18 protein-coding genes and 1 pseudogene are annotated in these 23,160 nt (G+C 52.5%); 18 read left to right on the top strand and 1 reads right to left on the bottom strand.

The genetic code is table 11. The features are described from left to right. Positions 1-50 precede the first annotated feature (50 nt). From murC to PLF13_09670, 5 genes and pseudogenes are all read left to right on the top strand, one after another. Positions 51-1,418, top strand: a complete 1,368-nt coding sequence (gene murC, locus PLF13_09690) for a UDP-N-acetylmuramate--L-alanine ligase (GenBank protein HOP07549.1) — start codon at positions 51-53, stop codon at positions 1,416-1,418. Beyond that, positions 1,418-2,140, top strand: a complete 723-nt coding sequence (locus tag PLF13_09685) for a hypothetical protein (GenBank protein HOP07548.1) — start codon at positions 1,418-1,420, stop codon at positions 2,138-2,140. Before murC ends, PLF13_09685 begins: the two co-directional genes overlap by 1 nt. Before the next feature lie 2 nt (positions 2,141-2,142). Next, positions 2,143-3,366, top strand: a complete 1,224-nt coding sequence (ftsA, locus tag PLF13_09680; protein ID HOP07547.1) for a cell division protein FtsA — start codon at positions 2,143-2,145, stop codon at positions 3,364-3,366. Between the two features lie 44 nt (positions 3,367-3,410). Next, positions 3,411-4,406 (top strand): annotated as a pseudogene (gene ftsZ / locus PLF13_09675) (cell division protein FtsZ). A 727-nt stretch (positions 4,407-5,133) separates the two neighbouring features. Further along, positions 5,134-5,901: a flagellin gene (locus tag PLF13_09670; GenBank protein ID HOP07546.1), complete on the top strand. Its 768-nt coding sequence runs from the start codon at positions 5,134-5,136 to the stop codon at positions 5,899-5,901. Between the two features lie 164 nt (positions 5,902-6,065). Here the strand turns inward: PLF13_09670 and rpmB are convergent, their stop codons facing one another. Then, a complete protein-coding gene (rpmB, locus tag PLF13_09665) occupies positions 6,066-6,299 on the bottom strand; it encodes a 50S ribosomal protein L28 (GenBank protein ID HOP07545.1) in 234 nt (77 codons plus the stop codon). A gap of 382 nt (positions 6,300-6,681) precedes the next feature. Here rpmB and serS point away from each other — a divergent pair, with 382 nt between their 5' ends. From serS to PLF13_09600, 13 genes are all read left to right on the top strand, one after another. Beyond that, positions 6,682-7,947, top strand: coding sequence for a serine--tRNA ligase (serS, locus tag PLF13_09660; protein ID HOP07544.1), 1,266 nt, complete (start codon positions 6,682-6,684; stop codon positions 7,945-7,947). Further along, on the top strand, positions 7,947-9,245 hold the full coding sequence (locus PLF13_09655) for a HAMP domain-containing sensor histidine kinase (protein ID HOP07543.1): 1,299 nt from the start codon (positions 7,947-7,949) through the stop codon (positions 9,243-9,245). Before serS ends, PLF13_09655 begins: the two co-directional genes overlap by 1 nt. Further along, the gene (locus tag PLF13_09650; GenBank protein HOP07542.1) at positions 9,242-10,801 is read left to right on the top strand and encodes a response regulator; all 1,560 of its coding nucleotides are present in this window, start codon (positions 9,242-9,244) and stop codon (positions 10,799-10,801) included. Before PLF13_09655 ends, PLF13_09650 begins: the two co-directional genes overlap by 4 nt. 4 nt (positions 10,802-10,805) lie before the next feature. After that, on the top strand, positions 10,806-11,240 hold the full coding sequence (gene tsaE, locus PLF13_09645) for a tRNA (adenosine(37)-N6)-threonylcarbamoyltransferase complex ATPase subunit type 1 TsaE (protein ID HOP07541.1): 435 nt from the start codon (positions 10,806-10,808) through the stop codon (positions 11,238-11,240). Next, entirely contained in the window at positions 11,237-11,920 is a 684-nt protein-coding gene (gene tsaB, locus PLF13_09640; protein ID HOP07540.1) for a tRNA (adenosine(37)-N6)-threonylcarbamoyltransferase complex dimerization subunit type 1 TsaB, read from the top strand. Before tsaE ends, tsaB begins: the two co-directional genes overlap by 4 nt. Further along, complete coding sequence (gene rimI / locus PLF13_09635) at positions 11,895-12,383, top strand: ribosomal protein S18-alanine N-acetyltransferase (GenBank protein ID HOP07539.1); 489 nt, start codon at positions 11,895-11,897, stop codon at positions 12,381-12,383. The genes tsaB and rimI overlap by 26 nt, the downstream gene beginning before the upstream one ends. Before the next feature lie 3 nt (positions 12,384-12,386). Next, the gene (gene accD, locus PLF13_09630; GenBank protein HOP07538.1) at positions 12,387-13,235 is read left to right on the top strand and encodes an acetyl-CoA carboxylase, carboxyltransferase subunit beta; all 849 of its coding nucleotides are present in this window, start codon (positions 12,387-12,389) and stop codon (positions 13,233-13,235) included. Beyond that, complete coding sequence (locus PLF13_09625; GenBank protein HOP07537.1) at positions 13,232-14,497, top strand: folylpolyglutamate synthase/dihydrofolate synthase family protein; 1,266 nt, start codon at positions 13,232-13,234, stop codon at positions 14,495-14,497. Before accD ends, PLF13_09625 begins: the two co-directional genes overlap by 4 nt. After that, entirely contained in the window at positions 14,497-15,876 is a 1,380-nt protein-coding gene (locus PLF13_09620; protein HOP07536.1) for an ATP-binding protein, read from the top strand. Before PLF13_09625 ends, PLF13_09620 begins: the two co-directional genes overlap by 1 nt. A gap of 4 nt (positions 15,877-15,880) precedes the next feature. Beyond that, entirely contained in the window at positions 15,881-18,025 is a 2,145-nt protein-coding gene (locus PLF13_09615) for a GAF domain-containing protein (protein ID HOP07535.1), read from the top strand. Positions 18,026-18,181: 156 nt separating this feature from the next. Further along, entirely contained in the window at positions 18,182-19,609 is a 1,428-nt protein-coding gene (locus PLF13_09610; protein ID HOP07534.1) for a sigma-54 dependent transcriptional regulator, read from the top strand. Between the two features lie 228 nt (positions 19,610-19,837). After that, positions 19,838-20,374, top strand: coding sequence for a hypothetical protein (locus PLF13_09605; GenBank protein HOP07533.1), 537 nt, complete (start codon positions 19,838-19,840; stop codon positions 20,372-20,374). A 200-nt stretch (positions 20,375-20,574) separates the two neighbouring features. Continuing rightward, complete coding sequence (locus tag PLF13_09600) at positions 20,575-22,920, top strand: hypothetical protein (protein ID HOP07532.1); 2,346 nt, start codon at positions 20,575-20,577, stop codon at positions 22,918-22,920. The last annotated feature ends 240 nt before the right edge of the window (positions 22,921-23,160 follow it).

The following is a 23,160-nucleotide window of genomic DNA, read 5'->3' as shown; positions in this document are numbered from 1 at the left end:
CTTTGTCTCGGGCCAAGGCCCCTGTGGTCGGGTTTGCCTGCAAGAAGATAATGTTTGGCAAAATTAAAAAACTGCACTTCGTCGGAATAGGCGGCGCCGGTATGTCGGGCATTGCCGAGATTCTGTACAATCTCGGTTATCAGATATCCGGTTCCGACTTGAGTCCCAGCAGCATTACTGCATACCTGAGTAACCTCGGCATCACGCTGGTGAACGAACATCGCGCGGCCAATGTGGCCGATACCGATGTTGTGGTCATATCTTCGGCGGTGGGAGAAGACAATCCGGAGGTGGTCGAGGCTCGCCGTCGCGGTATCCCGGTGATCAAACGAGCCGAAATGCTGGGCGAACTGATGCGCCTTAAGTATTCGATCGGCGTGGCCGGGACGCACGGCAAAACCACCACGACTTCGATGATAGCTGCCGTGCTTCGTCGCGGCGACTACCAGCCGACCATCATCGTCGGCGGTGTGGTCGCAGGGCTCGGAACCGGCGCCGCTCTGGGAAGCGGCGATTATCTTGTCGCCGAGGCGGACGAGTACGACCGGTCCTTTTTGGCGATGTTCCCGACGGTAGCGGTCGTAACCAATATCGAGCCGGATCATCTGGATTGTTACGACAATTTCGATCATCTGAAGGAATCGTTTCTGGCCTACATGAATCGGGCGCCGTTCTACGGTTCGGTGGTAATCAATGCCGATGATGAAAACCTGATGACGCTCAAACATCGTATCGCCCGTCCGTACGTAACGTTCGGCTTCGGCCCCGAGGCTGACTATCGAGCGCTGAATTGCGATCTGCAGGCCGGCCGGACGGTGTTTTCGGTGTATCGGCGGGGAGATTTGCTCGGTGAGATAATCCTGCGAGTGCCGGGACGACACAATATCGCCAACGCCCTGGCGGCGGTGGCGACTTGTTTCGAGTTGGAAGTTCCGTTCGAGACCATTGCCGACGGCCTCCGTGAATTCAACGGTGTCGGCCGCAGATTCGAACTGGTCGGAGAAACGAACGATATTATCGTCGCCGATGATTACGCGCACCATCCCACCGAGATCAAAGCCACGTTGCAGATGGCACGCGAGGTTTATGGCCGTCGCATTATCGTGGTTTATCAACCGCATCTGTTCAGCCGTACTCGTGATTTCTATCGGGAATTCGCTCAATCCTTATCGCTGGCCGACAAGGTGCTGTTGGCGGATATCTATCCCGCCCGGGAAAAACCGATGGAGGGCGTGACATCGGAGTTGATCGTTCAGGAGGGGAAGAAACTGGGTGGTGATTTTATCGGTATCGGTCCGAGGCAGAATGCCGCCGAAGCCGTGGCGAAAATAGCACAACCGGGGGATCTGGTGATAACGATGGGAGCCGGTTCGATTACGCTGGCTCGATCTGAGATTCTGGAGGCGCTGAAAAAATAATGGCTCGGCTGTCGAAGAAAAAAACGCTGATGATGGTTGTCATGATCGTGTTCGGCCTGGCTCTGGTCAGTGCAGCTCATTTTACCTCCGCTTGTCGGTTACAGACGGTGGTGCTCGATAACCAGCCGGTCGAGCAGTGGCAGGAAACACTCAGCCCGCTTTCGGCTCGTTCCATTCTACGGCAACCCCTGGACAGCCTGGCCGGGCAACTGCTGCGTCGCCCCGAGGTCTATAAGGTCGATATGAACTTCAGCGGTCTTCGCACTCTGAAGATAGAAACCAACGATTTCAATCCGGTCTGCGTGTTGCTTGATAAAGCTTCCGGCAAGCTGTGTGGTCTGGCCGAGAACGGTCGCCTGTTGCCGCTCAAGAACAGTCCGGCCGGTTGGGAATGCCCGATAATCACCGGTCTTAAGGCCTGGAAAACATTCACCTCGGGTGAGGATGGACGAGTTCCGGTAGTGGTCAATGCCCTCCAGGTGATTCGCCATAAACATAAGGACCTCTATCGCCTGATCGGCGAAGTATATATGCATCCGGAAGGACATATCGAGTTGACAATCGAAGGACTCGACTACCGGGTGCGGTTAATGCCGGCACGGTTCGTTGAAGGGATAGATCGTTTCGTCGATTTCATCACGCGCTATTCGCCGGGACTGGATAAGGCGAAGTATCTCGACGTTCGTTTCGACAACATGATCGTTTGCGTGGAGGGGAAATAATCATGGCCCAGGAAAAGATTGTCGCTGCGCTGGATATCGGCACCACCAAGATCGTGGCGTTGGTTGGGGAAATGGACGCGGAAGGAAGACTCTACGTTATCGGTCACGGACAGTCACCGGCGGAAGGACTTCGTCGGGGAGTAGTGGTCAATATGGAGAAGACGGTTTCCTCGATCACCAAGGCGGTGGAGGATGCCCAGATGACTTCCGGCACGGAGATCGATCGTGTTACGGTAGGTATCGCCGGTGAGCACATTCGCTCGATCAACAGCCACGGTGTCGTGGCGGTCGGTCGCAGCGACCAGGAAATCGCACAGGCCGACGTGAACCGCGCTATTGAAGCGGCCCGGGCGGTGGCGATTCCGGTGGATCGCGAGATAATTCATGTCATTCCCCAGGCTTTCGCAGTCGACGACCAAAGCGGCATAAAGGATCCGGTGGGGATGTCCGGCGTCAGGCTCGAAGTGCAGGCCCATATCGTAACGGCCTCGGTAACGACCGCCCGCAATCTGTATCGCGCGCTGGAGCGGTGTAATTTGGGGGTTGATCATATCGTTCTCGAATCGCTGGCCATGTCGCTGGTGTTGCTCAGCGACGATGAAAAAGACACCGGGGCGGTGCTGGTGGATGTCGGCGGTGATCTGACGAATATCTCGATCTTTTTCGATGGGGCTATTCAGCATACGGCGGTAGTGCCGCTCGGCGGCAAGAATGTCAGCAACGATATCGCTATCGGACTGAGGACTTCGATTGAGCAGGCTGAAGCGCTCAAGCTGTCGCATGGCGCCGCGATGGCAACCTTAGTCAATCCGGAGGAAATGCTGCGGGTGCCGGGAATGGCCGGTCGTCCCGAACGTGAGATATCTCAGCACGTGCTGGCATCGATTATCGAGCCGCGTATGGAAGAAATTTATTCCCTCGTTTACAAGGAAATTAAGAAGGTCGGCGCCACCGAAGCCCTGGCCGGCGGATTGGTTCTGACCGGCGGCGGCGCCCAGTTACCCGGAGCGGTCGAGCTGGCCGAACAGATTCTGGATGCGCCGGTACGATGGGGGCAGATACAGGGATTCGAGGGGACGATCGACGAGTTGGACGGGACGCGTTTCGTGACTGTCCACGGACTGCTTCGTTATGGATTCGATCACGAAGCGGTAGCGGGCAAGTCCGGCGGCGGAATGAGAGGATTTCTGAAGAAATTCGAAAATTGGATACAACGGCAGTTTTGAATAACGATGTTCATGGAGGAACAGAAGTGAGCGACTCAAAGCACATGTTTAACTTCGCCGATGACTTCATTGGTTATGCCAATATCAAAGTCGTCGGTGTCGGAGGCGGTGGCGGCAACGCCATCAATCGGATGATCGAGTCCGGCCTCAAGGGTGTCGAATTCATTGCGATCAACACCGATGCCCAGGTTCTCGATCAGAGCCTGGCGGACAAAAAAGTTCAAATCGGGACCGATGTGACCGGGGGACTGGGCGCGGGCGCGGATCCGGACGTTGGTCGGCGGGCGATCGAAGAAAGTCGTCAGCAGGTGGCCGAAGCCCTCGGCAATCCCAACATGGTGTTCATTACCGCCGGAATGGGCGGCGGCACCGGCACCGGCGCGGCGCCGGTCCTGGCGGAAATCGCCAAAGCCTCCGGAGCCTTGACAGTGGCGATTGTCACCCGGCCGTTCCGCTTCGAGGGTAACAAGCGGATCACGCGCGCCGAACAGGGTCTTCAGGAGCTGCGAGCCAACGTCGATACGCTAATCACGATTCCGAATGAAAGGCTGTTGCAGATAGTCGATAAGCGGACTACGCTGACCCAGGCGTTCCGAGTCGCCGATGATATCCTTCATCAAGCCACCAAGGGTATTTCCGATCTGATCACGATTCCCGGCCTGATCAACTGTGACTTTGCCGATGTACGCACGGTCATGCTCGAAATGGGCGACGCCCTCATGGGGACCGGGTATGCGAACGGCGACGATAAGGCAACGGAAGCGGCGCGTCAGGCGATTTCATCTCCGCTGTTGGAAGATGTTTCGATCAGCGGCGCCGGCGGTGTGCTCATCAACGTCACCGGTGGTGAGGATATGACGTTATTCGATGTCAATACGGCAACTTCCTTCATCTATGAAGAAGCCGGCAACGATGCCAACATCATCTTCGGAGCCGTGATCGATCCTACCATGCAGGATGAAATCCGGGTAACGGTGATTGCGACCGGTATCGGCCGACGCGAAGAACTGTGTCAGAAGACCGCCGAACAACTGGCCCAGACTCGTCCGGGGAAAACAATCTCATTGTTCAACGATGAACCGCTGCGGGTTGAAGAACGGCCGTTGGTTGAAACACGGAAATCAGTAGCCTTCATGTCCTCCAAACCGGTAACCCCAATCTCTCAACCGGATCCGGAACCCCCGGTTCAGCAAGAACTGCAACCGGTTGCCGCCGAGCCGCAGGAGATGGTTGACTTCATGAGACACAGCGAGGGGGGAAACGGCAATGGTAACGGTAATGGAAACGGCCATGGTTATCGCAATGTCAGGCCCGAAACCAACCGTGTCCCGCTGTTCTCCGAAGACGATCCGACTATTCCGGCCTATCTGAGGAGGCTCAAAGACAGATAAACAACAACATGAGGAAGAATCCTCAGGATTCTGACTCGAAGCCATACTCCCGGGAAGCGGTCTCTACCCAATTTCCACTTCCCGGGCAATATTTGGTTCCTCCACTGTGATGCCGTCGGCAATCTACCCTATTCCGGCGGCATCATTCCATTTTCAGGATTATTTATCGACAATTTCTCCTTAAGAGGGGGGGAACGACATAGTATGGGATAAATCCCACAAGTCTTATCGGAGGCTCTTTTTGTCGTCGCCTTAATGTTGTGTCAGGCAATGGATTATGGTCGACTCGCGGGCGGGCATAAGACGTGCTATTAAGGATGTTGAAAGGTTCTAATGAATCACTCCATAAAGCGGGGGCGCCGCACGGAGGGTTTTTATGGGCTGGAGCATTAATAACAACACCAACAGAATGCAGATGGTGACATCTATCGGTCAACTGTATGAGGTGTTGGGCAATTCGATGGCTCGCTTGAGCAGCGGTCTGCGGATCAACAGCGCTGCTGACGATCCGGCCGGGCTCGTTATATCCGAGCAGCTGCGCAGCCAAATTGCGTCCCTTAACCAGGAACTGGAAAACACCAACGCCTTGATTCATTACTACGAGACGGCTGAATCATTCGCGCTGGGAATCAGGCAGAAACTTGCGGAAATGCGCGAGCTGGCTGTCGGGGCTGCCAACGAAGGGGTAAATTCGGCTGAGATGCAGGAGGCCTATAATGCCGCCGCCGAGCATCTCGTGGAGGAAATAAATAGGGTAGCTGAAAACGCTGAATACAACGGTTCACGTTTGTTCGACGGCTCCGAAGGATCAGTCGGTGAGATCAGCACGCTGGAAGGGATTGATCTTACCAGCTCGGAAGCCGCGGTGGAATCTATCACTCTTATCGATGAGGCTCTGGCCGAAATAGATGCTTTGCAGGTTGATTTGGGGGCAACTCAGGCTAACGAACTGGAATCGCACCGGAGGACTTTGCAGATCCAGGTGCAAAATCTCACAGCCGCCGAATCACAGTTGAGAGATACCGATTTTGTCGCTGAGTACTCATCCATGTTGGGTGACCAGATCAGATTACAGGCCTCAATATCATTGCTCAGTCACAGTTTTGAGGCTCAGGAGACGATGCTAAAAGTACTGGGTTCATAGGTCCCAGGTTGTTTAGAAACCTCCCTCCCCTGGCTATTGGATAGCCATTGGATCGACCGCCGGATTCTTGCCCAATCCGGCGGTCTTCTTTTATATCACAAAAATAGACCGCCTATATATACAGGCGGTCCATTCTCATCTTTAGCCTGGCGGAATCAGGCGGATCAGGCGTTGTTCGCGGTTGCCTGAGTGTTGTGCTTGCGAATCGAAGTAGCCTTGGTCACTTTGCCGGCGCGAAGACAGGAGGTGCATACGGTAATCCGTTTGACCTGTCCGTTCACGAGCGCCTTAACACGCTGTAAATTCGGCATCCAGCGACGGCTGGTGACGTTATGAGCGTGGGAAACGTTGTTTCCATAAACCGGCTTCTTGCCGCATATTTCGCATACTTTAGCCATTTGTCTATCTCACTCCTTTAACCAAGAGTCAAACAGTATAGGGATTATTTCGGAAAAGGCAAGCAGATTCTGAGCGGTAAGCCGGTTTTTACGGTTAATGCCAAGTCCTTCTCAGTTCCCCTGTTACCTTATTTTAAACAGGATTTAACAGTTATTCAAGTCGAATTGTCCTGTCTCAGATCGGCGATCGGACCTGTTGGGTTGTTGATTTCACGTTTCCTGTCATATATCGCGACCGCGAACAAAGAGAACAATGCCGAATAAAGGTTATAATCCCGGACAGGTTGGACGATAGCCTATCATGTCCTTTTTGGTTGCGCCAGAGGCGAAGTTAACGCAAAATAGAGGATTAAAATCTAAAACGTCTTACAGGATTGCAGCGATGCTTGATCTTAAGTTTATCCGCGAAAACCCGCAGGTTGTCAAAGACGGCCTGGCGCGAAAATATGATACCTCGGATATCGATAAAATTCTTGAGATAGATACCAAACGACGTGAGATAATCCACCGGGTGGAAGCTCTTAAGGCCGAACGCAATGCCGCCTCTCAGGAGATAGCTAAGATGAAGAAGGCGGGAGAAAGCGCCGATGAGGCTATCGCCGCCATGCGCCGGGTAGGTGAGGAGATATCCGGACTGGATGATCGTCTTCGTGAAGCGGAAGCGGATATGAACAAGCGTCTGAGCTGGCTTCCGAACCTGCCGCATGAATCGGTTCCTGACGGGAAAAACGAGTCGAACAACGTAGTCGTGCGGGAATGGGGCGAGAAACCACAGCGAAATTTCAAGGTTTTGCCGCACTGGGAAATCGGCCAGAAACTGGGAATCCTCGATCTGGAGGCAGCCGTGCGGATATCCGGATCCGGGTTTTATCTCCTGAAAGGACTCGGGGCGCGTCTTCTGCGTTCGCTGATTAATTTCATGCTGGACACACATACCGCCGATGGCTTTCTCGAAGTAGCTCCACCGGCGCTGGTTACGGCTGAAACCATGTACGGAACCGGCCAGTTGCCCAAGATGGCCGATGATATGTACTACGTCGAGAAGGATGAGATGTATCTCATCCCCACGGCTGAGGTCCCGGTTACGAACTTGTACCGAGGGGAGATAATCCCGCACGAGATGTTGCCGCTGAAGATGATGGCGTTCACGCCCTGTTTTCGACGTGAGTCCGGGGCTGCGGGCAAGGACACTCGCGGGATGATTCGTGTCCACCAGTTCGAAAAGGTTGAGTTGGTAAAACTGGTGCGACCGGAGAACTCCTACGAGGAACTGGAAAGTCTCGTCAATCAGGCGGAGAAGATTCTCCAGATGTTGAAAATACCGTATCGAGTGGTCAATCTAGCTACCGGCGATCTGTCGTTTGCCAGCGCCAAGACCTACGATCTGGAACTTTGGGCGGCGGGGATAGAAGGGTACCTGGAGATTTCTTCGATCTCGAATTTCGAGTCTTTCCAGGCTCGTCGCATGAACACCCGGTTCCGTGACGCCGATAAAAAACTCGATTTTCCGCATACGCTCAACGGCTCCGGTCTGGCTCTGGCTCGTCTGGTGCCGGCGATCCTGGAGAACTACCAGAATGCCGACGGCACCATAACGGTGCCTGAGGTACTGCGCTCTTACATGGGCGGCCTCGACAAGATAGGCTGATGTCTGATCGATCCAAAATCGGACGCCGGATAGACCGGCTTTATATTGGCAAGTCGACCATATTCAAAGCGTTTCTGCTGGTCGGGATTGTGGTGATTTCGGCTGTCTTTATCTGGTACACTTTTGATCTGATCGACAAGATCAAAGAAGACACTCGCGCCCAGGTCGAGAAGTATGTCCGGCTCTGGCAAATGGCGGCCACCTCACCCGATACCGGAGCGGAACTGCCGTTCGTGTTCGATGAGATAATCGTCAAAGCCAACTTCCCGATTATCGTACTCGATGCCGAGGGGAATCCTGTCCACTGGCGCAATATCAGGTCGGTTGACGACACCGATACTACTGAGACAACGCTGGCCCAATTAAAGGAAGTCTCCCGAGAAATGTTAGAGCGCAACGGAGCATTCCCGCTTTATTTCGACAATCGCCTGGTCAACACTTTCTGTTATGGTGATTCCGAGGTGGTTGTGCAACTTCAACGCATGCCGTTCGTGGAAATCGGGATAGTCGTGGCGTTTTTGATCGTTGGATTGATCGGATTTCAGAATATCCGCAAAAGCGAAGAACGCCACATCTGGGTCGGTATGGCAAAGGAGACGGCGCACCAGTTGGGGACGCCCATTACATCGCTGATGGGCTGGCTGGAGGTACTCGAAAGCGAGTGCGGTGTCGGCGGTCCCTCTGAACAACTGCCTATTATTAATGAGACGGCCGTCAACATGAAGACCGATATCCGCCGCCTCCAGAAGATCGCCAATCGTTTCGGTATGATCGGATCGAGACCTGAAACCGAACCGCACGATCTTAACGAGCTGTTGACCGATACGGTAGAGTATTACCGTCGACGACTGCCTTTTGAGGGAAAGGGCAAACAGATAATTTTTGAACCGAAGCCGCTGGGACAGGTTTCATTCAATCCCGAACTGCTGGGGTGGGCTTTTGAGAACCTGGTCAAGAATGCTCTGCAGTCAGTCGATTCGAAAACGGGTCGGGTGGAAATCAAAACCGAGTTAATACCGAGTCGGGAACAGGTTCTTATCAGTATAACGGATAATGGCAAAGGTATCTCACCCGCCGCGGCTCGCAAGATATTCCGCGCCGGATTCACGACCAAGAAGAGGGGTTGGGGTCTTGGGTTGACACTGGTGAAGCGAATAGTTGAAGAATACCACGGCGGCCGGGTAGAATTACGTAAATCTCACCCCGGTGAGACGATTTTTGACATCAATCTACCACTTCACGGAAGCGAACTGCAGGAGGATGCAATCTCCAGAACGAACGTAAAGGATAATCAATGAGTGAACAGGGTGACGGCATAAAGATTCTCTGGGTTGATGATGAAATTGATTCTTTGAAAGCGCATCTGCTGTTTTTGAAGAAAAAAGGGTTCGCCGTAGACACCGCAGTATCCGGCGACGACGCGCTTGAGATGGTTGACAAGCAGCAGTATGATCTGGTCCTGCTCGACGAAATGATGCCGGGTAAAGATGGCCTGGAAACGCTGGAAGAGATCAAAGAGAAACTGCCGCACCTGCCGGTGGTAATGGTGACCAAGTCCGAAGAAGAGACACTGATGGAGGATGCGATCGGTCAGAAGATCGACGATTATCTGGTCAAGCCGGTCAATCCCTCGCAGATTTTGTTGTTGGTTAAAAGGCTCCTGCAATCGCGGAAGATCATAACGGGGTCTTCGATGAAACGGTATATCCAGGAAATCAGAAGATTCGGCGAGAAACTCTACGGTCGCATGGTACCCGAGGACTGGTATGAGGGAGCCCGTATTCTGGCCAACTGGAACCTGGAGCTGGATGAAAATCCGGGCAGTGGTCTGGCTGAAACGCTTGAGGGAACACGCGGCGAATGGAATATCGAATTCACCAAATATATTGAGAACAACTATCTCAACTGGCTGAATCGGGACGAACGTCCCATGATGTCTCCGGACATCACCGGAAATAACATCGTACCGTTGTTGAAACGTCAGCAGAAAGTCCTTTTTATCGTTGTGGACTGTATGCGTCTCGATCAATGGATGATGATCGAGCCGTTATTGGCGAACTATTTCAACATCAAGCGTGATTATTATTATTCGATTCTTCCCACCGCAACTCCGTTCGCTCGCAATGCGCTCTTTGCCGGCATGTTTCCAGACCGCATTCATGAAATCTATCCGGATAACTATAATGCCCAGGAAGAGGGTTCGCTCAACCGCAACGAAGAGCAGTTTCTGGCCGATAATCTCGCCCGCAACGGAGTACGTCTGGACAACAAGCTGCGCTATATCAAGATATACAACAACACCGAAGGCGAAGCGCTCCAAAAAAGGGTGGCCGATTTCTATGACAGTTCACTCGTTACGTTTGTATTCAATTTTCTGGATATTTTAGCGCACAAGCGTTCGACCAACGTGATTCTGAAGGAGATCGCCGGGACCGATGCTGCGTTCCGGTCGCTCATGCGGAGTTGGTTCGTACACTCGCCGTTGTTTGCGATTCTGAAGGCTTTTGCCGCACGGGATTTCACGGTGGTGGTGACTTCGGACCACGGTTCGGTGTTGTGTCGTCGCGGTACTATGGCCCACGGCAAGAGGTCGACTTCAACCAATCTGCGCTATAAGTACGGTGATAACCTCAAGTCGGATCCAAAAGAGTCAATCCTTGTCAAGGACCCGCGTAAATGGCGTTTACCTATGATCACCCTGGCAACGACCTATATAATTGCCAAGGAAGATTATTATTTCGTCTATCCGAACAATTATAACGAGATGGTCCGGCAGTTCCAGAACTCCTTCCAGCACGGGGGAATATCGCTGGAAGAGATGATTGTGCCGCTGGCTGTCCTGACTCCAAAGTGATCCCTTGAGCAGCATCCTCGAAGTTGTTTCACACTCTGAAGAAGAGACTCTCGGCCTAGCCCGTAAACTGGTTCCGGCTTTTCGTCCCGGTGATGTTATCGTGCTGGAAGGGTCGTTGGGAACCGGCAAAACGGTTTTCGTGCGCGGTCTGGCGCTGGCGCTGGATCTGGATGTTGACAAAGTCAATTCACCTTCGTACACCCTGGTCAATGAATATCCGGGCCGACGACCGCTTTATCATTTTGATTTGTATCGAATGCAGGATACCTCGGAGTTGATCGAGATTGGCTGGGATGATTATCTCCAACGGGAAGGATTGATTGCCGTGGAATGGGGTATGCGAGCGGCGGAGTGTTTGCCGGAATCCTATTACCTCGTTGAACTCGAGATAATCAGCGAAAGTGAGCGGCGTATTACGATCAAGGCGGTGGAACCATGATCGATTTTAGTCTCGCTAACGTGCTGGCTATTGATACTTCCTCGCATTTGTTACGCCTGGCCTTGCAGTTCGGCGGCGACCGGCTGGTAAAATCAGAGGAAGATGCCGGACAATCGCACGGTCAGATGTTGATTCGCAAGATCCAAAACTTGTTGGAATCGGCCAATCTCCAACCGTCCGATTTGCAGGCCCTGGTGGTGGCAACGGGGCCGGGATCGTTCACGGGACTTCGCATTGGAATCGCTGTAGCCAAAGGTATGGCCGTAGCTCAAAATCTTCCGGTGGCGGGAGTGAGTTTGCTGGATGTGGCCGAGGCTAAACTGGCGCGACTTGACGACTCGCTGAATCTGCTGATTCCTTTCAAGCGAGATGAATTTTTCATAACCAAACCGCTTTCAGGCTGTTTCAATCCCGGCCGTGTCGGAACAATAGCTGTCGAGAAAATCCCGGCGCTAATCCGGAACGAACCAACCGCGGTAGTCGGGCTGGACCCCTCGCGTGTCGCTGCGTATGAAAACAGCCCGTTGCAGGTGGTTGCTTTCGATGCCGCTGATTTACTTCATATCGGAGTGGCGCGTCTGCTGAAATCCGGCGGAGATGATCTGGAAACTTTGGAACCGCTCTATATTCAAAAATCTCAGGCGGAGATTCGTTTTGACCGTCGACAACATAACGGGTGATCTGCAGATAGTTATCCGCCCCATGCAGGAAGCTGATCTGGATGATGTGGTCGCCCTTGAAAGTATAATCTTTAAGGACCCCTGGTCGAGGCAGTCGTTTCAGGAGGTCCTGAGTGAAAGTAATTGGAACACAATCGTTTCACTTCACGGAACAGAGCTTGTAGGATATGCCTGTTGGCTCAAAGTCGATATCGAGAGCCATTTGGCCAACATAGCGGTCGCGGAGTCATATCGTAGAAAATCGGTTGCTAAAAGGCTCTTCGACCATATTTTACGAGACGTAACGGAAGCGGACTGCGAGTATTTGTTGCTCGAGGTCCGCACTTCCAATATCAGTGCTATAGCTTTTTATAAAAAGCACGGTTTTGAATTGATGTACCGGCGGCCTAATTATTATCGCTATCCGGTTGAAGATGCCCTTGTGCTGGTTCGTTATCTGAACCAGGACGAAAACGAAAACTGATCTATGGAATGGTTCAGAAAAACTAAATCAGGGATCGAGTCCACAGAGAAAAAGAATATCCCCGAAGGATTATGGACGAAATGTTCTTCCTGCGGGGAAATTGTCTATAGCAAGAAAATGGAGCAGTTGCTTTGGGTTTGTCCCAATTGCAATTTCCATTTCCGAATTGCCAGCCGCAAATATATCAGTCTGCTTCTGGACGACGGTCAACTCGAAGAATACGATCAGAAGCTGACCTCAAAGGATCCGCTCAAGTTCAAGGACTCCAAGCGGTATCCTGATCGGATCCGGGCGGCTCAGATCAAATCCGGTAATAAAGAGGGCGTGATCGCCGGGATGGGGAAGGTAGACGGCAAAACCGTCTCGTTCGCCATCATGGATTTCTCCTTTATCGGCGGCTCGATGGGCTCGGTGGTCGGTGAGAAAATTGCCCGGGCAATCGAGCGGGCCATTGACCGTGAGGTGCCTTTGATCATCGTCTCATGCAGCGGCGGGGCCCGCATGCAGGAGGGGATTCTTTCGCTGATGCAAATGGCTAAAACATCGGCGTTGCTGGCGGTGCTGGCCGAAAAGAAGATACCGTATATTTCGATCCTGACTAATCCGACGACGGCCGGGGTAATGGCCTCTTTTGCCTCGCTGGGAGATGTGATCATCGCCGAACCGAAAGCATTGTTGGGTTTTGCCGGGCCGCGTGTGATCAAGCAGACGATCGGTCAGGACCTGCCCGAGGGATTCCAGTTGTCGGAGTTTTTCCAGGATAAGGGTTTTCTGGATAAAATCGTCCAGCGTCAGGATCTTCGCTCGACTGTCGTCAAGTTCCTCCGCTACATGTGGAGAAAGGCGGGGTGAAACACAACTACGTTTCGGCCGAACGATTCATCCTGTCGCGAGAATTTTTCGGTATGAAACTGGGGCTGGAGAATATCGGTCAATTTCTCCGCGACATCGGCACGCCCCAGGACAGATTCAAATCGATTCATATCGGCGGGACCAACGGCAAAGGCTCCACGGCGACGATGCTCGCCTCGGTTTTTGAGGCCGCCGGATATAAAACCGGACTGTTCACATCGCCGCATTTAGTTACTCTGCGAGAAAGAATACGTGTCAACGGCGAGATGATCTCCAAGCGTTCCGTGACGGCTTTTATCGAACGGCACCGGCGGGAGTTGACTCGTCGCAAGATATCGTATTTCGAATTGGTGACGGCGATGGCGTTTGACTATTTCGCTCGCCAAAACGTAGAAATCGCGGTTATCGAAGTGGGTCTGGGCGGTCGCCTCGATGCCACCAACGTACTGAATCCGCTGCTGACAATCACCACCGATGTGGATTTCGACCATACCGAAATTCTCGGCAACACCATCACCAAAATCGCCTGGGAAAAAGCCGGCATCGTAAAACCGGGAGTGCCGCATTTGACAGGTCTTCTCCGACCGGAGGCGAAGCGGACTATCCACGCGGTTTGTAAAGAGAGAAAAGCACCTTATTTCGCGTTGAGTCGGAGAGATTACCGGCCCCGGGACGATCGCTTTGATTTCGAAGCACTGGGTTTGAAGTTGAAGGGGATCCACCCCGGTCTGATCGGACCACACCAGATACAGAATGGCGCTTTGGTTGTCAAAGCGCTTGCGATTTTACGGAGGAACGGAATTAAAATTCCGGTGCATGCCGTTAAGGATGGTTTTAATAGAGCATTCATGGGGGGACGTTTTCAGCTTCTGAATTATCGGAGATGGCCGTTGCACATCCTTGACGTAGGGCACAACGCCGGCGGCATAGCCGCGTTGGTAAGGGCTTTTCGTAATCGTTTCGGTGCTAGAAAAGCTCATGTTCTGACCGGATTCGTTCGTCTCAAGGCGCATCAGCAAATGATAGACAGCCTTAAGGAAATAGCTCTCTCATTTTCATTGGTACCGCTTCAGACCAGCCGGTCGATCGATATGCGCGAGTTGATAAAGACTATCGACTTCGGTCCGATCCCGTACAAAAGGTATGGGTCATTGTGGACCGCTCATCGACATCTCTTGAAATCCTGCGATCCTGACGATATAATCCTTGTGGTTGGTTCACATTATTTGGTTGGAGAATTCTTAGGAAAGATTCGGACCTGATGGCACGGAAATCCGCAGATCGGTCGAAAGTCGGCGAGTACCCGAAGAACAACAAGGTATCGCCCGCAATGCCGGGTAAGGCCTCGACCGACACGGAAATAATCGCCGAACTGCAGGAACGGGTGACCAGCCTGACGGCCACCAACCGTCAGCTCAAACGCAAGATATTCGATCTCTATACCATCTTCGAAATCAGCCGCAATTTCAATTCGGTTCTGGATTACAAGACTCTGCTGGATACGTTTATTCTGACTTCATTGGCTCAGGTGGGAGCTTCCAAAGCGGCGATATTTCTGCCGCAGGAGGGGCATCGGGATCGTCTATCCATGACCGAACGTCGCGGTTCGGGTGAATTTCCCGACCGCCGTCGCTTTTTCGTGTTGGGATCGCGGCTGCTGGATTATCTGACTCGACTGAATCGACCGATAGCCACCGAGGAGATCGTGCTCAAAATGGCGCGCAAAGGGGAACGGCACATTCTGGAGAAATTCCACCCCGGTCTGATCGTACCGCTGGTGTTTCAATCGCGGCTTTCCGGTGTTTTTACCATATCCGACAAACTCTCGGGGCGTGATTTTGAGATGGAGGATATCGAGTTTCTTTCGGTCCTGGGCAGTCAGATATCGGTAGCAATAGAAAATACCCGATTGTATGAGGCGGAGCGTCAGGCTACCCATCAATTACGTTCAGCCCAGGAACAACTCCTGACGACTGAACGGCTGGCGGCGCTGGGGGAGATGTCCGCCAAGGTGGCGCACGAGATCAACAATCCGCTGGGGATCATCAAGAATTATTTGCAGTTGATTCGTCGCACGGTGGGACGCAATGTCGAGGCGGTCAACTATGCCGATGTCGTTGGGGAAGAAATCGACCGCATTGCGGGAATCGTGCGCGAACTGCTGGATTTCCATCGCCCGCGCGGCCTCGAATTCAAACCGACCGATCTCGCAGCGCTGGTGACTTCGGTACTGAAGTTAATGGAGCGACAGATCAAATCGCGGTCGATTGAGGTTACCAGAACTTTCCCTCAGGATTGCCCGATGGTCAAAGCCTCTCCCGAGGGATTGAAGCAGGTATTCATTAATATAATAATCAATGCATGCGATGCTATGCCTGACGGAGGGCGGTTAGGGGTAGAAATAAAGGCCGAGGGCAAACGGGTAGAGCTGATGTTTTGCGATACCGGGCCCGGGATCGAGCCGGAGATGATTCCGAGGATATTCGAGCCGTTTTTTACGACCAAAGACCCCGGAAAAGGAACCGGATTGGGATTGAGTGTCTGTTACGGCATAATTAAAAAGCACGGTGGGTCGATAAGATATGAAAACACCAGTCAGGGAGGCTGTTTTACGATAGAGTTGCCGCTTGGCGGTTTATGATACAATGAGTAACCAAAAGCAAGACAAGATAATCATAGTCGACGACGAGCAACGGATGTGCGAGTCGTTGAGCGCTTTGCTAACCGGTGACGGCTACGAGGTGGAGTCATACCGCGAAGCCCCCGGAGCGGCGGAGGCGATCCGACGGGGCAAAGTTGACCTGGTGATCACCGATATAAAAATGCCGCAGATGAGCGGTCTGGATCTGCTCAAGGTGGTCAAGGAAGTCGATGAGGAGATTCCGGTAATACTGATGACCGGCTATGCCTCGTTGGACTCAGCGGTTGAGGCGGTTACTACCGGTGCCTATGATTATCTGATGAAGCCGATCGAGTTCACTTATCTCGAAATGGCGGTAAAGAGAGCACTGGACAAACGACGTTCGGCCATCGAGCGCCGACAGCTACTCGAACGTCTTAAAATAGCGACTTTGCTCCAGGAACGTCGGATCAGCGAACTCAACGCGCTTTACGAAGCGGGCAAGTCGATTGGTTCGACCGCCAACCTGGGAGAATTGCTGCGGCAGTTGGTGGCGCTGGCTTCATCGGTAACCGAAGCGCGCGTGGGTTCGATTATGCTGATGAATGAGGATGAACAGACGCTGTCCATCGCCGCCGCAATCGGTCTCGAAGAAAACGTGGTGCAGTCTGCCCGGGTGCCGGTAGGGGAGTCGATTGCGGGTTATGTGGCCAAAACCGGCGAGCCGCTCATGATCGCTGATGTCGAGAAAGATGAGCGGTTCAAACGAACCAATAAAGATAAATACGGGCAGGCCTCGCTGCTTTGTGCGCCGCTGGTGATCAAGAACAAAATTATCGGTGTGATCAATATGGCCAACAAGGAAGGCGGCCAGAATTTCACCGACAACGACCTGAAGCTTCTGACCACTTTCGCCGCTCAGGCGGCGGTGGCGGTCGATGACGCCAACCAGTTCGATAAAAACCGTCGTCGCCTGATCGAATTCGAAATCCTTAACGAAATCTCCAGCGAGTTATCCACGATCGAGTCGGTCAATCGCTTCCGCACCGTTCTGGTGGAGAAACTCAGGCGTGTTTTCCCGATTGACTGGTCGCTTTGGTTTGACTGGGACGAGAGCTCTTCCTGTTTGATCCTCGATGGGGCATCAGGGGTAGACGAAATCCCACTCACGGAGTCGGGCGGAATTGACCTTGGGAAGATAATGCGCGACAAGCTGTCGCTGGCCGGTATCGATCCCGAATCGTACGACTACAAATCGGTGGCCCAGATGACACGACTGGTCTCCCCCTTGCTGGCCGATGGGGAGATATTCCCCAATCCGGGGGCTGCATTCATGGCGGTGCCGATCGTTAAATACGGTGAGTTGGCGCACTTATTCTGTCTGGGGGCGGAAGGCGACAAGCCGTTCAATTTCGAGGATATATCCCTGGCCCGACTGGTGATATCGCAGGCAGCGGTGCTGTTCGAGCGGGAAACTTCCATGCTTAACGCCACTCGCCTGTTGACCATGGGTAAGATGATCTCCGAGATCTCTCATGATTTGAGGCGCCCGTTGACCACGATCAAGGGAGGTCTTCAGGTCCTTCACCAGAAATGGCCCGATATGCTGGAAGCCGATTTCATGAAAGTCATCGAGGATGAGATATTCAGAGCCAACGAACTGGTGCGGGAACTGGTCGATTTCTCCAATCCGAATAAGTATGCGACTGAAAAAGTCGATTTAAGGCGGTTGGTGATTCGAGCTTCGGAATTAATCGGGCCGGATCTGCGCAAGCGCGACATTCAGTTCAGTCATGATTTTGAGGATGCCAATTGGGAACAGATCATAAATAAGAATCAGATCATGGAAGTGTTCCTGAATTTGTTCATGAACTCGCTCGATGCTATGCCGGACGGAGGATTCCTTTCGGTCGAAGGTTTGGTGGAAACACCACATCATAAGAAAGAACCGTATCTGGCGATCAAGGTTATTGACACCGGTTGCGGAATCAAGAAAGAGCACCTGGCAAAGATATTCGACCGCTATTACACCTCCAAAGACACCGGCACCGGTCTTGGTCTGGCGGTAGTCGAGCGAATCATGTCGGCCCATAGCGGTACTTTAGCTGTCAGTTCGGAGGAAGGGAAAGGAACGATTTTCACGCTTTATTTCCCGCTCCCTGCATCCTGATTCAGCTTTTCAGGGGGCCAGACGTGACCGATTTGCATGCCTGCATCGCATTGCGGGTATTAAGCAAAATGTACGAGTTTTACCCTTGATATTTAGAAAATACTGCCGATTAATTTAGTTAAGATGGCACCTACAACGACAAAGAGCAAAACTAAGGTGAAAATCCTCGTAATCGACGATGATCCCAAGGTCTCCTGGATCTTGAGTGAAGGTTTATCCAATAAGTATGAGTTCGTCTCCGCTCGCGACGGGATGGAGGGAATTCAGATGGTATCCACTGAGAAGCCGGATTTGATTCTTCTGGATATCAAGATGCCGGGGATGAGTGGCCTGGAGGTACTCGAGCGGCTCAACAAAGCGGAGAGCCGCCCGGATGTCATTATGGTGTCCGGACATGGTGATACGCAGTATGTCGTCGATTCGATCAAACTGGGCGCGGCGGAGTTCATCAATAAGCCGTTCGATGTGCAGGAGATCGAGATCCATATCAATGGCGTCCTCGAACGGTGCAGTCTGAAAAAAGAGGTCCGAGAATTACGCACCGAACTGGAATCGCGAGCCGATGCCTACAGCGGTTTCGTGGGCGATTCGCAGCCGATGCTCAAGGTGAAGCAAATTATCGAACAGGTGGCTGATTCCGAGCTGACCGTTTTGATCCGAGGCGAGTCCGGAACCGGTAAGGAGATCGCTGCGCGTTCGTTGCACCAGCTTTCCAGTCGTTCCAGTCGACCGTTCGTCAAGGTCAACTGTGCGGCGATTCCGCGCGATTTACTCGAAGCGGAGTTGTTCGGTTATGAAAAAGGCGCTTTTACCGGAGCCCATAAGACCAAGCAGGGTCGATTCGAAGTGGCCGATAAGGGGACGATTTTCCTCGATGAAATCGGCGACATGCCGATGGAACTCCAGTCCAAACTGCTCCAGGTGTTGGAACAACAGGAATTCGTTCGGGTCGGCGGTATTCAGAATATCCATGTCGATGTCCGGATTATCTGTGCCACCAACCGCAATCTGGAAGTCGGTATTCAGCAGCAATCGTTCCGCGACGACCTTTTTTATCGTTTGAATGAAATCACCTTGTTGTTGCCGCCTTTGCGCAATCGCGTGGATGATATTCCGCTATTGGTTAACTACTTCCTGACAAAATACAACGAGCTGTATTCCAAGGATTTCACCCGTCTGGGCGATGCCGTCACGGCACAGCTAAGAGGCTTCAACTGGCCCGGCAACGTCCGCCAGCTCGAGAATATGATCAAGCAGGTAGTGGTGCGTGGGGACGAGTCAATTATTGGCGATCTGATCGCATCGGCCGGCAAGCAACCGCTGCCTGACCTAAACACGATGCATCAGCAGATCGCTGTGACTGGAATAGAAGATCCTTCTATGGATGTCGGATCTGCGGCAGAAGAAACCTATTCGCTCAAAACAAGGATAGGTCGGATCGTTGCCGAAGAAGAGAAAAAGCTGATCCGCGAGGTTCTCAATAAAACCAACTGGAATCGTCGCAGAGCCGCCGACCTTCTGGAAATCAGCTATCGATCTTTGCTTTATAAAATCAAAGATTACGATCTTAATGCTATTAAATAGTAGTCGAATTTAATCCCGAAAACTGACGAAATATACGCCAAAGCACTGGTACGTCGCTTTCGTTTCTTTGTGCCGTCTGTGCAAAATTTGCGCATAATGTTGCACTACGCGACGTTTCCGATGATTGTATCAGGAGTTATATTGGTTTCTTTTGATGCAATAACCGTTTTGTCTAACAATAATTTAACAATTCAAGTATGTCAGAGTAGCCGATCAAGGTGGAAATGATTGCCCAACTGTGATTGCATATCGCTTGCCGGAACGGATATTGCTGTTCAAGAGATGCACAACTGCGGTAAGGCAGCTATGATGGAAACGGAAAGAAACAACAGAATTAGCCGACCGACAAACGAACCGTTTGTTCAGAGAATCAGTCTCGAGCTGAAGCGAGCTGAACGGTATCGTATTTTTGTTTCTTTGGTAGTGCTGGATCTGAGTTTTCTGAAGGGACGCAACGGCAATGACCGGTCGGGCTTGATCGACGGTATTGTCGATATCGTCTCTAAACATATTCGGGTAATAGACCAGTTGTCGCTGATAGATCGCTATAAACTGGTCGTTTTAATGCCTGAGACCCAGCGTCAGGGAGCCGAAGCGGCTGCTCGACGGCTGACTGATTTGGTGCGGAACGACATTGAAAATCGCACGCATGATCAGTTGGATCGGATGATTCCGCTGGAAATGGCATCGTTCCCGGATGCGGCCGGAGCGCGGTCGATTTCGGATATAATCCGTGAGTTCTCGGAGGCTCCGAGCCAGAATTAGCAAACCCCTGTTTTTATGATACCTCCCATATCGGAAGGCCGTCCCACCCCTCGGACGGCCTTTCTCTTTGATATGCCCTGAAATAAGTGACTTCCATACAGAGGCATTAGTCCTTGTGTAGAATCCGGCAGCGGCTATATTAAATTATTACTGTCCCATTACATGTCGACTGTCACGTTTATCGGAAAGTGAGGCTAATTATGATGCGGGCTGTTTTCTGCCTTGCTGCGATTCTGATTATATCGTCATCGGTTACGGCGCTGCCGCCGACTCCCACGAACTACCAAATATCACCCGCTTCGGGGGAGTTGCAGAACGAAGAACAGGTCTGGTATAATCCGATCGACAGCCTGGTTCTGGTTGCCGACTGGCGCGATTTCCGTCTCGGTTATCGCCAGATCGGCTACGGTTTCTCCACGGATGGAGGCAATTCGTGGTTTGCGAGTCTTGTCCCGACGGCTAATCAAATGTTCATGCAACAGTCGGATCCGACTCTGACGGTGGACAACTCCGGGATTTTTTATATGAGCATGCTGGATTATCAGCCGAGCGCTACCTCGTTGTATGACTCCTCGTATATTTCTTTTCTGATTTCTTCGGACAACGGCCAAACCTGGAGCGGGCCTTACACGGTTGAAGACGGTCTGGGGTATTATTTCGAGGACAAGCAATTTATCACGGTCGATCGCACCGGCGGTACGTACGACGGCAATGTCTACGTAGCCTGGGCGCGTTTTCCAAATCCTACCCGCATCATGTTTGCCCGCAGCACCGACGGAGCTTTGACTTTCGACGACACCCTGATAGCCGGTCCGGTTCAGGAAGACGCCGTCTGTGGCTGGGGAAGCTATGATGCCGGTCAGTTTGCCAATCCGGCGGTCGGCGCCGACGGCTCGGTGTATGTCTTCTGGAACGGCGGAGTCTTGGACCCTGTCGAATGCGATTACAACTACGGTATCAAGATGGTCAAATCGACCGACGGCGGTCAATCGTTCACGGCGCCGCAGCTAATCCGAAAGACTTACGGTAATTGGGAACAAGTTGACGGAGGTGTGGACGTTTACAATCAGCCGGTGGCGGCGGTCGATATAAGCGGCGGGGAGCGCCACGGCAATATGTATATCGCTTATGCCAGTGTCGATCCCACCAACATCAGCAACTACGAGTATAATATCGAGTTTATCCGCTCGCTCGACAACGGTGAGACCTGGACCGAGCCGATTTATATCAACGACGATATGACGGGATTCGGGGCGACTCTCGACCAGTTTCATCCCTGGATGGTCTGTGATGAACGGACCGGCGTACTGACTTGTGTCTGGTACGATCAGCGCACCGATCCGGTGAACCATTTCAAGTTCGATTTGTTCGGGGCTTATTCTTTCGACGGCGGTGCGACATTTACCCTGAATCATCGCATCTCGGATGTGTCGATCGATCCTTCCTTTGCCAAGAGCGACACTCCGCCGATCGAGGGGCGGGGTACGCCCGATTTCGAGACGCCAATGATGACCGCCGGAGTGCGGGCCGGATTATTTGCGGAATACATAGGTGTGACAACTTTCCGTGAAAAGGTCACGGCCGTCTGGACCGATACCCGCAACGGCAACCAGGATGCTTTCGGGGCTTCTTATCTCATGCCGTTTATCGAGCCTCGGTTAATCACTCCGACCGATGGGATCGTAACGGACGAACTCAATCCGGTTTTTGTGTGGAGCACCTGTTGGTACGAGGATGACGACCATTATCGTCTGGAAGTCTCTGACGATCCGGGATTCGGTACGGTGTTGTACGATTGTACTCCCGATGACAATCAGGGTGTTTATGCCGGTCCGGCGCTGGTTTGGGGTAATACATATTACTGGCGAGTCAAGGCTTTCCGTTATTCGGCTGGTGATTCGACCGACTGGTCGGCGGTGTATTCTTACACGATCGGTGATCCGGTCTGCTATGCGGCGGGCGATGTCAATAACGACGGGCTGGTGTTGTCGGTGGCCGACCTCAACTACCTCGGCGATTATCTTGCGAATGCGGGGGCGCCGCCGCCGGTCTTATACCAGGCGGATATCAACGGTGACTGTAAGATCGATATGCTCGATTATGCCCTCTGCGCGGCGTATTTCGTGAACGGTCTAGGTGTTTTTGACGAGTATCCGGTGCCGACCTGCTGTGATCCCGAGACGGTGGTCGGCGGATGTTGTGTGGGCGATAGCTGTATGATCCTGCACCCGGATAATTGCAGTGTGTACGGCTATGATTATCGAGGGGACGGAAATATCTGCGACGGCGTAATGTGTATGGGGTGTTGCCGGCTGGTTGGAGATGTAAATCATGACGGCGCCGGACCGGATATTTCCGATCTGGTCTATATCGTCAGTTATATGTTTCAGGGGGGACCGGAACCACCCTGTAAGTTGACGCTCGGTTCGGAATATTTCCCGGAATGCGATATAAACGGGAGCGGCTACGGCCCTGATATTACGGACCTGGTTTATCTGGTGTCGTACATGTTCCAGGGAGGACCGGCTCCCGCGCCTTGCCCGTAGTGTTGTTGACGGGGCAGTACACGCGGGTTTGTGATGTAATACGGGCGACATAAGGCCGCCCGCTATGCAGCGGGGTTTGTCTCCGCCGCGATACATATTTCCTGACGCTATCTTTGGCTGAAAGACCTGAAGCCGTACAGCGGCCGCTTCGAATACGAGGCGGCCGTTTTCTTTTTTAACCGTCGAGTTCGGAACCTGATACGAAAAAATGGATATAATTATATTTGTAACCGTCGATCG

The sequence above is a fragment of the Candidatus Zixiibacteriota bacterium genome, from assembly GCA_035380245.1.
GTDB lineage: Bacteria > Zixibacteria > MSB-5A5 > GN15 > FEB-12 > DAOSXA01.
This window is presented reverse-complemented; position numbering and strand designations above follow the sequence as displayed.

Coding starts and splice junctions, on each gene's coding strand:
- murC (HOP07549.1), top strand. CDS start 51: ATGTTTGGCAAAATTAAAAAACTGCACTTCGTCGGAATAGGCGGCGCC.
- PLF13_09685 (HOP07548.1), top strand. CDS start 1,418: ATGGCTCGGCTGTCGAAGAAAAAAACGCTGATGATGGTTGTCATGATC.
- ftsA (HOP07547.1), top strand. CDS start 2,143: ATGGCCCAGGAAAAGATTGTCGCTGCGCTGGATATCGGCACCACCAAG.
- PLF13_09670 (HOP07546.1), top strand. CDS start 5,134: ATGGGCTGGAGCATTAATAACAACACCAACAGAATGCAGATGGTGACA.
- rpmB (HOP07545.1), bottom strand. CDS start 6,299: ATGGCTAAAGTATGCGAAATATGCGGCAAGAAGCCGGTTTATGGAAAC.
- serS (HOP07544.1), top strand. CDS start 6,682: ATGCTTGATCTTAAGTTTATCCGCGAAAACCCGCAGGTTGTCAAAGAC.
- PLF13_09655 (HOP07543.1), top strand. CDS start 7,947: ATGTCTGATCGATCCAAAATCGGACGCCGGATAGACCGGCTTTATATT.
- PLF13_09650 (HOP07542.1), top strand. CDS start 9,242: ATGAGTGAACAGGGTGACGGCATAAAGATTCTCTGGGTTGATGATGAA.
- tsaB (HOP07540.1), top strand. CDS start 11,237: ATGATCGATTTTAGTCTCGCTAACGTGCTGGCTATTGATACTTCCTCG.
- accD (HOP07538.1), top strand. CDS start 12,387: ATGGAATGGTTCAGAAAAACTAAATCAGGGATCGAGTCCACAGAGAAA.
- PLF13_09620 (HOP07536.1), top strand. CDS start 14,497: ATGGCACGGAAATCCGCAGATCGGTCGAAAGTCGGCGAGTACCCGAAG.
- PLF13_09615 (HOP07535.1), top strand. CDS start 15,881: ATGAGTAACCAAAAGCAAGACAAGATAATCATAGTCGACGACGAGCAA.
- PLF13_09600 (HOP07532.1), top strand. CDS start 20,575: ATGATGCGGGCTGTTTTCTGCCTTGCTGCGATTCTGATTATATCGTCA.